Origin of the sequence: Noviherbaspirillum sp., from assembly GCF_036846085.1 — a bacterium.
GTDB lineage: Bacteria > Pseudomonadota > Gammaproteobacteria > Burkholderiales > Burkholderiaceae_D > Noviherbaspirillum.
This window is the reverse complement of sequence record NZ_DAIUCO010000002.1, coordinates 54207-70222: the sequence shown is the minus strand read 5'-3', so window position 1 is coordinate 70222 and position 16016 is coordinate 54207. Positions and strand designations below refer to the sequence as shown.

Annotated in this window: 8 protein-coding genes; 7 read left to right on the top strand and 1 reads right to left on the bottom strand. The window is 62.5% G+C overall.

The features are described 5' to 3' along the window. The coding region (locus tag V7080_RS00575; protein WP_334186449.1) for an MFS transporter at positions 1–980 on the top strand (980 nt) is incomplete at its 5' end. 173 nt (positions 981–1153) lie between these two features. Here the strand turns inward: V7080_RS00575 and V7080_RS00570 are convergent. Next, positions 1154–3172: a patatin-like phospholipase family protein gene (locus tag V7080_RS00570; RefSeq protein WP_334186448.1), complete on the bottom strand. Its 2019-nt coding sequence runs from the start codon at positions 3170–3172 to the stop codon at positions 1154–1156. A gap of 372 nt (positions 3173–3544) precedes the next feature. On the opposite strand from V7080_RS00570, the gene V7080_RS00565 reads away from it, so the two are divergent. The 6 genes from V7080_RS00565 (at position 3545) to V7080_RS00540 (ending at position 15997) form a co-directional block, all read left to right on the top strand. Further along, positions 3545–7135: a TonB-dependent receptor domain-containing protein gene (locus V7080_RS00565; RefSeq protein ID WP_334186447.1), complete on the top strand. Its 3591-nt coding sequence runs from the start codon at positions 3545–3547 to the stop codon at positions 7133–7135. A gap of 42 nt (positions 7136–7177) precedes the next feature. After that, entirely contained in the window at positions 7178–9151 is a 1974-nt protein-coding gene (locus V7080_RS00560) for a CHASE2 domain-containing protein (protein WP_334186446.1), read from the top strand. Positions 9152–9251: 100 nt separating this feature from the next. After that, positions 9252–11510 (top strand): DEAD/DEAH box helicase, encoded by a 2259-nt coding sequence (locus V7080_RS00555; RefSeq protein WP_334186445.1) that lies wholly within the window; start codon positions 9252–9254, stop codon positions 11508–11510. Between the two features lie 287 nt (positions 11511–11797). After that, positions 11798–12613 carry an alpha/beta fold hydrolase gene (locus V7080_RS00550; protein WP_334186444.1) on the top strand — a complete coding sequence of 272 codons (816 nt, stop codon included), beginning with the start codon at positions 11798–11800 and terminating at the stop codon, positions 12611–12613. Continuing rightward, positions 12610–14646, top strand: a complete 2037-nt coding sequence (locus tag V7080_RS00545) for a hybrid sensor histidine kinase/response regulator (protein WP_334186443.1) — start codon at positions 12610–12612, stop codon at positions 14644–14646. The genes V7080_RS00550 and V7080_RS00545 overlap by 4 nt, the downstream gene beginning before the upstream one ends. A 118-nt stretch (positions 14647–14764) precedes the next feature. Next, positions 14765–15997 (top strand): MFS transporter, encoded by a 1233-nt coding sequence (locus V7080_RS00540; RefSeq protein ID WP_334186442.1) that lies wholly within the window; start codon positions 14765–14767, stop codon positions 15995–15997. Positions 15998–16016: the final 19 nt, after the last annotated feature.

Here is a 16016-nt window from a genome sequence, read left to right as displayed (position 1 = left end):
GCCTCGGCCGGCGGCCGGTGGCGCTGCTCATGCTGGCCGTCTTCTTCATCGGCAGCGTCGCCGCCGTGCTCTCGACAACCGTGCCGATGCTGCTGGCGGCACGGCTCCTGCAGGGCATCGGTGCAAGCGGCGGACTGGTCCTGTCGCGCTCGATGGTCAAGGATGCATTGAACGGCCAGGTGGCGGCGAAGGCGGCGGCGCAGGTATCGATGGCAGTCGCCATCTCCCCGATGCTCGCGCCCCTGTTCGGCGGCTACATGCAGGAACTGTTCGGCTGGCGGGCGAATTTTTTCGTGGTGGCATTGTTCGCGATGGCGCTGCTTGTCCTCGCTGCGCGGCGGCTCGTCGAGACGCTGCCCAGCCAGAAGCGCTTCGTCAACAGCCATTGGTCGATGCTGGTCAGCTATGTCGGCCTGCTCGGCATGCGCAAGTTCCATGTGTACACGCTGCCCGTGATGTGCGGCGCGGTCGGCCTCTTCACCTACCAGACCGGCGCACCGGTACTGCTCATCGGACACATGGACGTCAGCCCCGCCGACTACGGCATCTACGCCGCAATGCCGGCACTCGGCTTCATGATGGGCACCTTCACGACCACCCGCATCGCCTTGCATACGAAAGCGGAAACGCTGATCGAGGCGGGCTGCGTGCTGTTCATTGCGTCCGGCATGCTGATCGTCGGATTGTCGCTGTGGACATCGCCCGGCCCCTGGGCGGTCGCCATTCCGATGGTGCTCTTCGGCGCCGGCAATGGCCTTGTGATGCCGACCGCCACCATCGGCGGCCTGAGCGCCGCACCGCTGCTGGTCGGCTCGGCGGCCGCGCTGATCAGCTGCCTGAGGATGGGCGCGGGATCGGCAGGCAGCTACATCATCACCCGGCTGCCGTCTGATTCGGTCACGGCGCTGGGATGCCTGGTCTCCGCTGCAGGGATCGCCGCGCTGCTATCGTGGATTTATCTTGGACGAGGAAAGCGGTAAGGGTTATGCGATCACCGGGATCGCAAGCAGGAAGCCCCAGGTCATCGGCATATGCATCCGGAAGAGATCCTTGCGAACATATCGTTTGTGTTCACGGCAATGCTATCGAATGCGCCATTGGTAATGTGCTAAAGCCATTACTCTTGAAAGCAGCATTGAACAACCGACCATTTCTACAATGATGCTGTCTGCGGGACCGGCACTGTCTTACCGGTCGACACGCCAGTATCGATGCCGGCAGTTGCCGTTGCAGCATTCCCGCTCAACGCCTGCAGTCCGCCCAGCAGCTCGCCCGTCTCCACCGCCCCAAGCATTTCCCGCCCGTGCTTCAAGCCAATATCAAGCACCCGGTCGAAGGCTTCCCATTCCAGCATGCCGACGCGCGACACATCGGGATTGAACTGCAGGTCGACCAGTTCGCGCATGCGCTTGTCGTGCGCCATGCTGGCCATGGCCGCGACGTTGAACACCACCGTCGGCAGTGACGGGATGCCGCGGAAGCGCTGCGTCTTGCGGCCGCGGGTGATGCGGTCGATCAGCAGGCTTTCGGCGCTCGGCATCTGGCCGAATTCCAGCGGCCGGTAGCGGTCGCGGCGCAGGTCGACGCCAATGACTTTCGACGCGCCGAGCTCGCGCATGATGTCGACCGGATAGTTGTTGAAGGTGCCGCCGTCCGTGAGAAGGTCGCCCTTCCACAGCACCGGCGGCAGCGCCGCCGGGATCGACACGCTGGCGGTGAGCATCAGCGCCAGCGGTCCCTTGTGCAGGATGTCGGCGCGGGCGCGCGAATAATTGGACGCGATGCAGAAGAACGGTTTCCACAGGTCTTCGATACCGCCCTCGCCGCCCATGACGTCGATGACCGCGTCGCGGATCACGCGCTGCAGGCGGCGTCCGCGCATCATCGACATCAGCGGCAGCCAGTTGAAGTCGCCGGTCGGGTTCTTGGAAAACGACTTGCGCGCCAGCGCCTGCACCTGCGACGACGGCAGGTCCATCGCCGCGTAGGCGGCCATCACAGCGCCGATGCTGGTGCCGCCGGCATAGTCCCAGGTAATGCCCTGCTCTTCGAGCGCCTGCATGATGCCGATCTGCGAAAAGCCGCGCGCGCCGCCGCCCGCCAGCACGAGGCCGACGGCGTTGCCGCTGAGGATGCGGGCCACACGCGCCCAGTCACCGTCGGTGTTGCGCCGCAGGTGGTAATGGGAGTGGCCGAGGGTATCGATATGCGGTCGCGCATCCAGCCAGCGCGCGGTGCCGGACGGCGCGCGCCGCGAGGACGGATGCAGCAGCATCAATGTCTGGGTGGCCTGGCTGAGGTAATTGCCGGGCGTGAGATAGCGTTGTTCGATTCCGCCGGGTGCGGCGTCGCCGTCGGCGTCCGCCAGCAGCAGGATCTGGTCCGCGTGCCGGATGCAGAGCCGCGTCCAGGCGCTGTCGCCGTCATCGGCCACGAACACCTGCATCGCGTGCGCCTGTTCCTGCGTGTCCAGCCACATGAGCAGCTTGCGGTGCGATTCCTCCGAGGCTTCCCAGCGCCCGTTCGCGAATTCCGCCGGCAGAGTCGTCGGGTGATACAGCGCGACGCCGGTGGCGGCACCGGCACCATGCGCGGCGCGGGCGATGACGCTTTCAAGCTCCTTGCGCAGGCGAGTGCAAACCGATGAGACAAGGCCGACTTCGCCGCTGAAGTCATGGATCGGCAGGACGCAGAGATTGACGATCTTGCGCTGTGTGACCGGCGGCTGGTTGCTGCGTGCCTGGCGCTCGAGCAGCTTGCGCGTCAGCGGCAGCGCGACCTTCGGCCAGGAGACCAGCACTTCCTCGAAATCTTCCGCGGCCAGGCGCACCAGTACGCAATCCCGGATGGCCTGGATGCTGGCGCGGCGTGGCGTGCCGCTGATGATGCCCATCTCGCCGAGCGGATCGCCGCGCCCGAGCTCGCCGATGAGCGTGGTGCCGCCCTCCTCGGAAGCGATATAGGCGCGCAGGCGGCCGGAGAGAACGATGAACATCGAGTCCGAGGGATCGCCCTGGCGCATCAGCACATCGCCCGCCGCAAGCTCGACCGTCTGCAGGCGCGGCAGAAGCTTTGCCAGGTCATCCTCGCAGAAGTCGCCGAACAGGTCGCGAAGCACGGACATGAGTAGATCGTAGAAATGGACGTCGTCCATCAATTGCACGTGTTTCATGAAGCTTGCTCTCCAAGGGACCGAAATTCTTTATTTTTAGACAGGACTCTGTGTGCGCCGCCGGGCGAACGGAGCATGAAAACATGAACCGTCAACGTTGACTAGATGCAACATTCCGAAGTACGAAAAGATAGCACCCGAAGGTGCATCAGGCAATAACAGGCATTTATGCGAGCAATAGCGCTACGTTGACGGTTTTTTGTGATTCTTGCCCTATATAATTCGAACACTTTTCGGTTCCGAAAAGAAACGAAAAGGTATCAACAAATCGGAATAAATAAACATAAAAACAACAGGGCACGACAACGCCCATAGCCGCCCCCCTTACTTACCGACGTCGGGGCCGCATCAACCTGGGACAGGGGAAGTCACGTGGCAAAGTTGAAGAGAAAGCTTGCGCTGGCGGCAGCGCTGCACATGCCGGTGTGGGTACAGGCGGCAATGCCGCCCGGGTCGAGCGCCGAAATCCTGGATCTGCAGGGCAAGGGAGAACAACGCCAGGATGCGCGCGCCGCATGGACTGCAGCGCAGATCCGGCAGGCGCTGGCGGCCGGCGCATTCGTGCGCACTGCCACGGCATCAAAAATGGCACTCCTCTTCGCCGACCAGACGCAGATCCGCCTGCATGAAAATTCCGTATTGCAGATCAAGGGCGTCGCAACGCCTGCGCAACCGGTCACGACCCTCACCCTGTCGGTCGGCCGTGCCTGGATGCAGAGCAAGCGCGCGTCGGACAGCCGGCTGAATCTCGAATCTCCCGCCGCCACCGCGGCGATCCGCGGCACCGACTGGGAACTCGATGTCGACCCGGCCGGCAAGACCATGCTGACCGTGCTGTCGGGGACGGTGGACTTTTTCAATGCCCAGGGCAGCGTCACCGTGACGAAGAACGAAGCCGCCATCGCCGAAGTGGGCAAGGCGCCGGTCAAGATCCTGCTTTCCAATCCGCGTGACCGTGTGCAGTGGGTGAATGCCCTCACCGCCGATCCGTTGCGTCATATCCGGACTTCAGATCTGCCGGCGCGTCTGGCGCCGGTGAGGGACGCGCTGGCAAAAGGCGATGTCGCCAAGGCCGAATCCGCGCTGGCCAATGCGGCCGACCGGACCTGGTCCGTCATCCTCTCCGCCGCCGGCCGCATCCTGTCCGGCGATCTGACCGGTGCGCGCACGCAATTGACCGGCCTGCTCGCGCAGGAAGGCGATCGTCCCGCCGCAGCATATTTGCTGTTGTCGGATATCGGCATGGTGACCGGCGACATGGACGGCGCGGCGGCAGTGTTGCAAAAGGGCCTGCAACGCTTGCCCGGAAATGTCGACCTGCTGTCCCAGCTGGCCCGAGTGCAGCTCCTGAGCGACCGGGTCGAGGAAAGCGAACGCACGCTGGCGCAGGCACGCGAAATCGACAACATCAACCTGCAGCTCGCGCGGGGCGAAATCGCGCGGCGCAAGGGCGATGCCGACGGCACGGTGGGCGCCTACGCGCAGGCGACACGGCTCGCGCCGGACGACGACCGAGGATGGTTCGGCCTCGGCAGTGCGCATACCGAGCGCGAGGACACCACGCCCGCCCGCGACAACCTGACGAAAGCGCTGGAACTGAATCCGCGCGGCGCCGGCTACCGCGGCGAGCTCGGCATGCTCGATACCTTCATCAACCGCTTCGCCGATGCCGAGAAGACGCTCGCCGAAGCCTTGTCGCAGAACCCGTCCGATTACCTCGCACTCACCGCGCAAGGTCTGCTGCGGTTGAAACAGGGCCAGCCCGACGCGGCGCTCGACGCCTTCCTGCGCGCCGGCGTCATGGAGCCGCGCTATGCGCGGGCCAAGACTTACACCGCCGTTGCCTACTACCAGCTCGGCCGCCGTCAGGATGCGATATCGACCCTGCTGCAGGCAAGCGAACTGGACGACAAGGACCCGGTCCCGTACATGCTGCTGTCGCAGATTTATACCGACCTGTCGCGGCCCGGCGAAGCGGTGCAGGCATCGCGCGACGCAGTGAAACGCCTGCCCTACCTGAAGTCGCTTAACCAGCTCGCCAACGACCAGAAGGGCAGCGCCAACCTCGGCGCCTCGCTGGCGTATTTCGGGCTGGAGGATTGGGCGCTGGAAATCGCGCAGCAAAGCGATTACCCCTACTGGGGCGGCAGCCACCTTTTCCTTGCCGACCGCTATGCCGGCGAGTTCAACAAGAACTCGAAACTGTTCCAGGGCTTCCTGACCGATCCGCTGGCCTTCGGCGCCAGCAACCGTTTTTCCACGCTGCTGCAGCGGTCCGGAAATTATGGTGCGGTTGATATGGTGTACGACAAGGAATTCGCGCGCCTTGCCACGCCGTCGCTGACAGTCAACGGGCTCAACAATTCGGTCGCGCCGGTCGCGTATTTCCTGCAGCATCAGCGGGCCATCGGACACCAGATGCCGATCCCGGTCGGCGCACCGGACCTGCCGAAACTGGTCCTTGACGGAGACGCCTTTGATGTACGGGCGAACGTGACGACCGCCGGTCTTGGCACCAAGCTGACGGACAGCCTCGGTATATTCGCCTACCACAACGATTTCGATGCCAAGCTTCGCGGCCGCAATAACCTGTTCGAGGTGGAAGGCGACAACCTTTCCAGCACGGCCGACTACGTCACGCGCCAAAACGCCATCGGCTTGTCGTATCGGTGGTCGCCAACCTCCCAGACCTGGTTCATGGTCGGCAATGCGAAGGAAAAAATGTCGTTCTCCAACTTACCTACCGTGTTCATTCAGAACGGCATGGTCGGTTTGCTGGGCCTCGCGGGTGCACCGGACAAGAAATTCAACGATATCCAGCTGCGGCATACCGCCGACATCAATGCCAGGACGCGGATATCCATCGGACTGGAGCATGTGAAGGAATCGCAATACAACGAGGTCGGCGCGGCAGGTCTTATCGCAGGAACGTTTCCCGAGGACCCGGACATGCTGTTCGAGGACCTGCTGGTATTTGGCGGGTCGAATCGCATCGACCGCCGTTTCTCCGCGCTGACGCTTTCCACTCAACACGAGCTTTCGAAGCAGGTCGCATTCGATGGCGCACTGGTGTTCAATCGCGTCCGTGAAAAGGTGGATGGAAGCACCCGGATTCTCACACAGCTAACCGAAATCGACGAAACCGTCGCGGAAAGCAAGGATGAAACCCGCAACCGCGTCACCCCGCGCCTCGGCATCGTGCTGCGTCCCAACGACAACGTCATCGTGCGCGCCGCCTACCAGGACTGGCTGCGGCCATCCAGCGTCGGTACATTGAACAACGTCGAAACCGCCGGCATTCCCGTCGAGGACCGTCTTGTGCAGGCCGGCGGCCGGATGAAGCGCAGTGTCGCGCAGGTGGGCTGGACCGCGAACGATCGGACCTTCCTCACCTTCAAGGCCGACCATGCGCGGGTCAACAATCCGGGTACATTGGGGGTCGACCTGCGCACGCCCAGCCTGCCCTTCCTCGAACAATTGCGCAATGCCCAGACCCTGAACCTGTCGACCGTCGATGTGCTGGAGGAATCGCCGGATTTCGAGCGCGGCACGCTGCGCAGCCTTTCCGCCGGCATCAATCGCATATTCCGGCAGGACTGGTCCGGTTACCTGAAATACCATCACCAGCAGACGTCCAGTTTCTACGACAGCAGCGACGAACCGTCCGGACAGGTGACCGGCAAGCGAATACCGTTCGTGCCGCGCCATACCTTCGTGGTCGGCACCACCTGGGCCGGTCCCAACGGGCTCTACCTGAGCGGACGCATGGTCTACCGGTCGGAGCGTTTCGAGGAACAGCAGAATCTCACCGCCCTGCCGGCAAGCTGGAGCGGCGACCTGCTCGCCATGTGGGAGTCGCCCGAGAAGCGCTGGACGGTCGGCTTCGCAGCGCTGAACCTGTGGGGTAAGAAGTCGCCCCGGCAGACCGCGCGATACACGATCGATGTGCGTTACCGTTTCTAGAGGTCTCGTGCCCGCCGCCTGCGACAACCATCGATCCGCAACATGAAAAAGCACGGTCTCCAGTTCGCCGCCGGGCTGCTTGCCGTGCTGCTCGTCTGGGCCCTGTCGCTCGGCCGGCCGTGGCACGCGATGGAGTTCAAGACCTTCGATTTCTACACCTCGGTCACCGCGCCGCGCGTCGCACCGGTGCCGGTCGTGATCCTCGCGATCGATGAACCGACCTTCCAGGAACTGCAGACGCAGTGGCCCTTTCCGCGGCGTTTCCACGCAAGGGTGATCGAACGGGTGCTTGCCGACGGCGCGGCAGCGGTCGGTTTCGACGTGGTGTTCGCCGAGCCGTCGAAGAAGGACGACGACGAGGCGCTGGCGAAAGCGATCGCCGGCTCGGGCAAGGTGGTGCTCGCCGCATCGCGTGAGATGGTCGAAAGCGGCAATGCGACCATCTGGACCGATGTTCGTCCCATCCGGTCGCTCCTCGACGCCGGGGCGATCGCCGGCTTCGCAGGCGTCGTGCCGGACGATGACTTCGTGGTGCGCTGGCATGAATGGCGCGACGACGGCTTCGCATCGCGCCTTGCGGCGCTTGGCGCCTTGCACATGGGACGCCTGGTTCCCGCGGACGCCGGCACGCCGGCGAACATGATCGAATACGCCGGGCCGCGCGGCACCTTCGATACCCTGTCCTACTATCAGGCGCTGGTGCCGGGTCTGCTGCCGCCCGGATACTTCAAGGACAAGATCGTGCTGGTCGGCCGCTCGGTGCGCACGGCGAGCGAGCTGCGAAACTCGCAGGTCGATATGTTCAATTCACCCTTCGCGGTCATCGATGCCGGCGACCGGCTCTTCCCCGGCGTCGAGGTGCAGGCCAACCTGCTGAGCAACCAGCTTACCGGCGGCGGGTTGCAACCGGTGCCCGACGGGCCCATCATCGCCGTCACACTGCTGCTGGTCCTCCTGCTGCTGTACAGCGTCTCGAATGCGCATCCCGCCACGACGGCCGCGCTGGCGCTGACAATGATCGCGACGGTGATCCTGGTATCGCTGCTGCTGTTCGTCCATGGGAAGCGCTGGCTGCCGCCGCTGTTTCCGGTGGCCGCGATCATCGCCGCCTATGGCGTGTCCGGGCTGATGAGCTATGCGCTGGCACGCAGGCGCGCAATGCAGATCAGGACGATGTTCTCGCAGTACGTTCCGTCGCAGGTGGTGGCAAAACTGGTCGAGCAGCCGGAGATGCTGCGGCTCGGCGGCGAGGTGCGCGAAGTGACCCTGATGTTTACCGATCTCGCGAACTTCACCACGATGTCGGAGCAGCTGAGCGCGGAGCAGACCGTCGAAGTCCTGACCGAGTATTTCAACGCCATGACGCCGATCATTCACCGCGACGGCGGCACGGTCGATAAATTCATCGGCGACGCCATCATGGCATTCTGGGGAGCGCCGCTGGCCGACGACGCCCATGCGCAGCATGCGGTCGACGCGGCGGTCGATATGCTGGCCGCGATGGAAAACCTGATGCAGCGCCTCCGCGCCCGGGGTCTTCCCGAGATCGCGATGCGCATCGGCGTTCATACCGGCAAGGTGGTGGTCGGCAATGTCGGATCGGAATCGCGCTTTTCCTATACCGCCATCGGCGACGCGGTCAACCTCGCCGCCCGCCTTGAAGGGGCCAACAAGGCGTTCGGCTCCTCTATCCTGATTTCCGACGAGACGGTGTCGCGCCTCTCCGACCGTCATCGCCTGCGCCATCTCGATGTAGTGATCGTCAAGGGCAAGACGGAACCGGTCGGTGTATTCACGCCCTGCGACGATGCCGCATTGTGCGAGCTGAGCAGCCGGGCGATCGATGCATTCCGGTCCAGGCGATGGGAAGAAAGCACCAGGGCGTTTGAGCAGATACTTGCCCGGAAGCCCGGCGACCTGGCTGCAATACGCCTGCTCCAGCGTGTTGCAGCCGCCGCTGCTGAAGAATCGCTGGATGAGGAATGGAACGGCGCAGTGTCGCTGGACAAGTTTTAGCGGTCGCAGCAGCAACGTGATTTTTCACCCTCACTCGGCAAGAGAGTAAACTCTGTCAAAATCTTTTCGCAATTCGCGGAAAAAATCCTGTGAGCAAGCCATGTCCGAATCATCCTTTCCCCTTTTTTCCGAGCTGAATCTGAGCGAACCGCTGCTGCGGGTGCTCAATGAACTCGGTTATGAAACGCCGTCGCCGATCCAGGCCGCCACCATTCCCATTCTGCTAAGCAACCGCGACGTGCTCGGGCAGGCGCAGACCGGTACCGGCAAGACGGCGGCCTTCGCGCTGCCAATCCTCGGCCGCATCGATATCCGCCAAAGCGCACCGCAAGCGCTGGTACTGGCACCGACCCGCGAACTCGCCATCCAGGTGGCGGAAGCGTTTCAACGCTATGCCACCTACATCCCCGGTTTTCATGTGCTGCCGATCTACGGCGGCCAGAGCTACGGTCCGCAACTGAGCGCGCTGCGGCGCGGCGTGCATGTCGTCGTCGGCACGCCGGGACGTGTAATCGATCACCTGGAAAAGAATTCGCTCGACCTCTCGAAAATCAAGACCCTGGTGCTCGATGAGGCGGACGAGATGCTGCGCATGGGATTCATCGACGATGTCGAGACCATCCTGCAAAAAACCCCGGCATCACGGCAGACCGCCCTCTTCTCCGCGACCATGCCGTCGGCGATCAAGCGCATTGCCCAGACCTATCTTCGCGATCCCGCCGAGGTCACCATCGCAGCCAAGACGGGCACCGCCGACAATATCCGCCAGCGATACTGGCTGGTCAGCGGCATGCATAAGCTCGATGCGCTGACACGCATCCTCGAAGCGGAATCCTTCGACGGCATGATCATCTTCGCGCGGACGAAACTGGCCACAGAGGAACTGGCGGGGAAATTGCAGGCGCGCGGATTTTCGGCTGCCGCGATCAACGGCGATATCGTGCAGCAGCAGCGCGAACGGACCATCCAGCAGCTCAAGGACGGCAAGATCGATATCCTGGTGGCGACGGATGTGGCGGCACGCGGGCTGGATGTGGAGCGCATCAGCCATGTGATCAACTACGACGTGCCGCACGATCCGGAGAGCTATACGCATCGCATCGGCCGTACCGGCCGCGCCGGTCGCAGCGGCGAAGCGATCCTGTTCATCGCGCCGCGCGAAAAAAATCTTCTCAAGGCCATCGAGCGCGCCACCCGCCAGCCGATATCGATGCTGGAATTGCCGACTATCCAGGCCGTCAACGATGTGCGCATCGCGAAGTTCAAGGACCAGATCAGCGACGCCCTTGCTTCCGGCGGCCTGGAGGTGTTCCAGTCGCTGATCGAAGACTATGAGCGCGAGCATAATGTTCCGGCACTTGAGATCGCCGCCGCCCTGGCAAAGCTGGCGCGCGGCGATATGCCGCTGCTGCTGGAGAAAAACAAGCGCGAACCGCAGGCCGAACGTTCCTGGTCCGACGACCGGCCTGGACCGGCGGGACGGTCCGAACGCATGGAGCGCAAGGATTTCGCCGAGCGCCCGGCTTCGCCGCGCAAGGAACGGGTTGCGCGCCCGCCGGATGCCGGAATGCAGACTTTCCGCATTGAAGTCGGCCATACGCATGGCGTCAAGCCGGGCAATGTCGTGGGCGCCATCGCCAATGAAGCAGGGCTGGATTCGAAGTACATCGGCCGGATCGAAATCTACGATGACTACAGCACCGTCGATCTCCCGGACAGCATGCCGGACGAGGTGCTCCATCAACTCAAGACGGTATGGGTTGCGGGCCGGCAGCTGCACATCAGCCGCGAAGGCGAGCCGCCGGCAAATGAGGGAAAGCGGACCTTCGGCAAGGCACATGCGGCGGACAAGAGGACCGGCGACGATACTGGCGATCATGCCGACAAACCTGCACGCAAGGACAAGGCGGACCGTAAATCGAATGTCGGCATGCAGCCCTACCGCATCGAAGTCGGTCATGCGCACGGCGTCAAGCCGGCGAACATCGTGGGCGCGATCGCCAACGAAGCGGGGCTGGAGGCGAAATATATCGGCCGCATCGAGATCTTCGACGATTTCAGCCTGCTCGATCTGCCGGAAGGCATGCCGAAGGAGGTATTCGATCAGTTGCAGACCGTCGTCGTCGCCGGACAGCAATTGCGCCTTTCCAGCGCCGATGGACAGAAGCCGGCGGACCGCGCTTCTGCAAGGGACAAGGTGCCGTTTTCCGCGCCGAAGAAAGGCGGCGACAGAAGGGTGAGCGAAAAGAATGCCGGCGACAAGTCATCGCCCAGAGGCAACCGCGAGTTCACTGGCCGTAATGACGCCGCCACCAGACCGAAGCCGAAGGCACATCGAAAGGGTGGCAAATCGGCCTGACCTGAAACCGTCGACACTCCGGCGCGGTTTGCCGGGTTGCCGATTCGCATTGATGTGCAGCCCATTTTTCGTTTGCAAAACAAAGTCCGACCGGAACGAAACCGGGAACTTATGAATGCGTCATCACTTCTGACCTTGACATTGTCGTTCGATACGACGGGAGCATCGGCTCGGCTGATGCTTCGTCTCGCGAACCCTTTGGATCGGGATCGGATCATCAATTCTTCAGCAACACGCACCATGCATTACGCATGGCGTCAACCGAATCCATTCCGACGGGAGCATCCATGACTGGTGAAGCGCAGATATCGATATTCAGGAGAAACAACGTAAAGGTGTCGGGCAAGGGTACGCAAACCATGCTCTTCGCACACGGGTTCGGCTGCGACCACAACATGTGGCGGTTCGTCGCTCCCGCGTTCGAGGACGACTACAGGGTTGTCGTATTCGACAATGTCGGCGCGGGCGGTTCCGACCTCTCGCAATTCGATGCGGAAAAATACAGTACCCTGCATGGTTACGCACAGGACATCAACGAGATATTGCGTGCAGTGCAAAGTACCGGAGCCATCTTCGTGGGTCATTCCGTGAGCGCCATGATCGGCGTGCTGGCCGCGATCGAAGCGCCCGAACTGTTCGACAGGCTGGTGCTCGTGGGCCCCTCTCCCAGCTATATCAACGATGGCGACTACACCGGCGGTTTCGAACGCAGCGATATCGACCAGATGCTCGAATTCCTCGATACCAATTATCTCGGCTGGTCGAGCGCCATGGCGCCGGCGATCATGGGCAATGCGGACCAGCCCTCGCTTGCCGGCGAACTGGAAAACAGCTTCTGCCGGACCGACCCGGTGATCGCCGGGCATTTTGCCCGAACGACTTTTCTCTCCGACCTGCGGGATGAATTGCCGAAACTGCAGGTGCCGTCACTGATCATGCAATGCGCCGACGACGTCATCGCACCCGAAGCAGTGGGCCGGCATATGCATGCGCGGATGCGAAACAGCAGTTTCGTGCAGTTGAAGGCGACCGGGCATTGCCCCAACCTGAGCGCGCCGGAAGAAACCGTCACTGAAATCAAGAAATATCTTCAGCACAAATGACATTTATGCCGGACCCTGGAAACAATCCGTCGCCTGGCAGCCCGTTTGAAGAAGATATCAACGAACTGTATGAGGAGGCGCCCTGCGGATACCTGTCGACGCTCCCGGATGGAACCATCATCAAGGTCAACACGACCTTCCTCGAATGGACCGGATACAGCCGCGACACCCTGCTGGGAAAGAAACGCTTCCAGGAACTGCTGCCCGTTGCCGGCAGGGTCTTCTACGACACGCACTTCGGGCCGTTGCTGATCATGCAGGGGTTCGTCAAGGAACTGGCATTCGAGCTGCTGTGCGAAGGCGGCAAGCGCATTCCCATTCTTCTCAACTCCAAGCTCAAGCGCGACAGCGCCGGAGCACCCCGTCTCATCAGAACGACGCTGCTGGATGCACGCGGCAGGCGGACCTATGAGGAGGAATTGCGGCTGGCGAAGAAAAAAGCCGAGGATGCGGAGCTCGCGTTCAAGCGCCTGAACGAGATCCTGGAAATACGCATTGCCGAGCGTACGCTCGAACGCGACAGGATCTGGCGCACGTCCCAGGACATATTGGCGGTTGCCTCGGTGCAGGGGTATTTCCTGTCCTGCAATCCCGCTTTCACCAGCATCATGGGCTGGACCGAAGAAGACATGCAGGCAATGCCCTTCACATCGCTCGCGCATCCCGAGCAGTCAATTGAATTGGCGCAGATCATGGAACGGCTGGCGGACGGGCAGCCGATCAGCCGTTACGACATGCGCAGCCGTCACAAGGACGGCACGTACCGATGGCTGTCCTGGACCGCAACGCCGGAGGGCCAGTTGCTGTACCTGGTCGGGCGCGACGTGACGAACGAGCGCATCCAGATAGAGGCACTGCGCCAGACCGAAGAGGCATTGCGGCAGGCCCAGAAGATGGAGGCCATCGGGCAATTGACCGGCGGCATCGCGCACGACTTCAACAATCTGCTGGCGGGCATCATGGGCAACCTCGACCTGATGCGCCTGCGTATCAGCCTGAACCAGACCGCACACCTGGGACAGCACCTGGATGCGGCCATGTCGTCGACCCGGCGCGCCGCCGCACTGACGCATCGCCTTCTTGCTTTCGCCCGGCGCCAGACGCTGGTTCCCAAGCCCGTGGATGTGACCCTGCTGGTGCAATCGATGCAGGAGCTGATCCGGCGCACCGTCGGTCCGAACATCGCCGTGGAGGCCCATGTCGAGCCGGCGCTCTGGTGGACGCTGTGCGACCAGCACCAGCTCGAGAACGCCCTGCTGAACCTGTCGATCAATGCCCGCGACGCCATGCCGGACGGCGGCAAAATCACCATCAGGACGAAGAACATGCCGGCGCGGGAAGCAGAAGCCGTTCTCGGGTCGCATGTGCAGGCGGGGGATTACGTACTGCTGAGCGTGACGGATACCGGCACCGGCATGACGCCCGAGGTGATCGAACACGCATTCGAGCCGTTCTTCACCACCAAGCCCTTCGGCGAAGGCACCGGACTTGGACTATCCATGGTGCACGGCTTCATGAAACAGTCGGACGGCTATGTCACCATCGATTCCCGGATCGGCATGGGAACGACCATCAAGCTCTACCTGCCGCGGCACGCGACCGGCGAGGCAGCCGCTCCCGACATCCTGGCGGAAGCGATTCCCCGTGCAACTGACAAGCAGTTGACCGTCCTGGTGGTCGACGATGAACCCGCGCTCCGCGACCTGCTCACCGACATGCTGGAACATCTTGGGTATGCGCCGCTGGCCGCATCGAACGCACAGGAAGGGATGGCTGCAATCGAGAGCACACCGCAGATCGACCTGCTCGTCACTGATATCGGCCTGCCGGGCGGCATGAATGGCCGCCAGCTTGCCAATGCGGCGCGGCAATTCCGTCCTGATCTCAAGGTATTGTTCATCACCGGGTACGCGGAACAATCCGTCATCGGCAAGGAAGCGCTTCCGCCGAACATGGAAGTACTGGTCAAGCCATTTGCCATGGATGCATTTTTCAACACGGTCAACCGGATGACGGGCGATCTGCATAAATAGCAGTAACGCATTCATCACCATGAAGGCAGGCAGGCGGGCCTTCATTTCGTATCGGCGGGAAAAGAATCGGTATCGCTGTTAAGCTGCCGGTCCGGCTACGCACCTTGCACACACTCTCTTGAATACCCCCACCCCATCCGATTCCGTACAGAACGAACGCCTGATCCTGCTGATCCTTGCCGGCATCCAGTTCACCCACATCCTCGATTTCATGATCATGATGCCGCTCGGCCCGCAGCTGATCCGCGTGCTGGCCATCGACACCAATCAGTTCGGGCTGCTGCTGTCGTCCTATACCTTCACCGCCGCCGCATCGGGGCTGCTGGCCGCCACCTACATCGATCGCTTCGACCGCCGCAAGCTGATGCTGACCCTGTACACGCTGTTCATCATCGCGACGCTCTGCTGCGGCCTGGCACCGAACTTCACTCTGCTGCTGGTGGCGCGGGCGCTCGCCGGTGCATTTGGCGGGATTCTCGGCGCGATGGTGCAGACCATGGTGGCGGACTTGATTCCCTTCGAGCGGCGCGGCCGGGCAATGGGTACGGTGATGGCGGCCTTCGCGCTGTCGACGGTGGCCGGGGTTCCGCTCGGCCTGCTGCTGACCAACCACATGCCGATGCTCGGCTGGCGTGCGCCCTTCTTCTTCATTGTCGCGCTGTCATGCGTCATCCTGATCGTCGCTTACAGGCAGTTGCCGAACCTGACCGCGCATCTCGAACGCCCGCGGCTGGGCAATGTATTCGAGCAGATCTACGCCGTGGCGAAAGAGCCGAACCACCTGAAAGCATTCCTGTTCGTCGGGCTGATGATGATGGCGGGGTTCACCGTCATCCCGTATATCGCCCTCTACATGACGACCAATGTCGGCATGCCGGAAAGCTTTCTCACCGTGGTGTACCTGTGCGGCGGTGCCGCCACCTTTTTCACATCGCGGCTGATCGGCCGGCTGGCGGACAAGTACGGCAAACTGCGAACCTTTCGCTGGGTGGCATGCGCATCCTTCATCCCGGTGCTCGTGACGACGCACCTGGTGCCGGTGCCGTGGTGGGTGGTGCTGATCAATTCGACGGTATTTTTCATCCTCGTGCCGGGTCGCATGGTGCCGGGCATGGCGATGATCACCGGGGCTGCCGCGCCGCAGATACGGGGAACGTTCATGAGCCTGTCGGCATCGGTGCAGATGATGACGTCGGGACTGGCGACGCTGGTGGCGGGACTGATCATCCGGCAAGGCAGCGCCGGACAGGTGCTGCATTTCAACCTGGTAGGGTATCTTGCCGTTGCCTGCGGATTGCTGAGCCTGCTGGTTGCCGGGAAGCTGAAGGTGGCGGCAAGTCCGCCACCCTGAATCCGCCGGCCCTTTTCCC

Excerpts from the sequence above, each read along its gene's own strand:
- V7080_RS00570 (WP_334186448.1), bottom strand. The coding sequence starts at position 3,172 with ATGAAACACGTGCAATTGATGGACGACGTCCATTTCTACGATCTACTC.
- V7080_RS00560 (WP_334186446.1), top strand. The coding sequence starts at position 7,178 with ATGAAAAAGCACGGTCTCCAGTTCGCCGCCGGGCTGCTTGCCGTGCTG.
- V7080_RS00555 (WP_334186445.1), top strand. The coding sequence starts at position 9,252 with ATGTCCGAATCATCCTTTCCCCTTTTTTCCGAGCTGAATCTGAGCGAA.
- V7080_RS00550 (WP_334186444.1), top strand. The coding sequence starts at position 11,798 with ATGACTGGTGAAGCGCAGATATCGATATTCAGGAGAAACAACGTAAAG.
- V7080_RS00545 (WP_334186443.1), top strand. The coding sequence starts at position 12,610 with ATGACATTTATGCCGGACCCTGGAAACAATCCGTCGCCTGGCAGCCCG.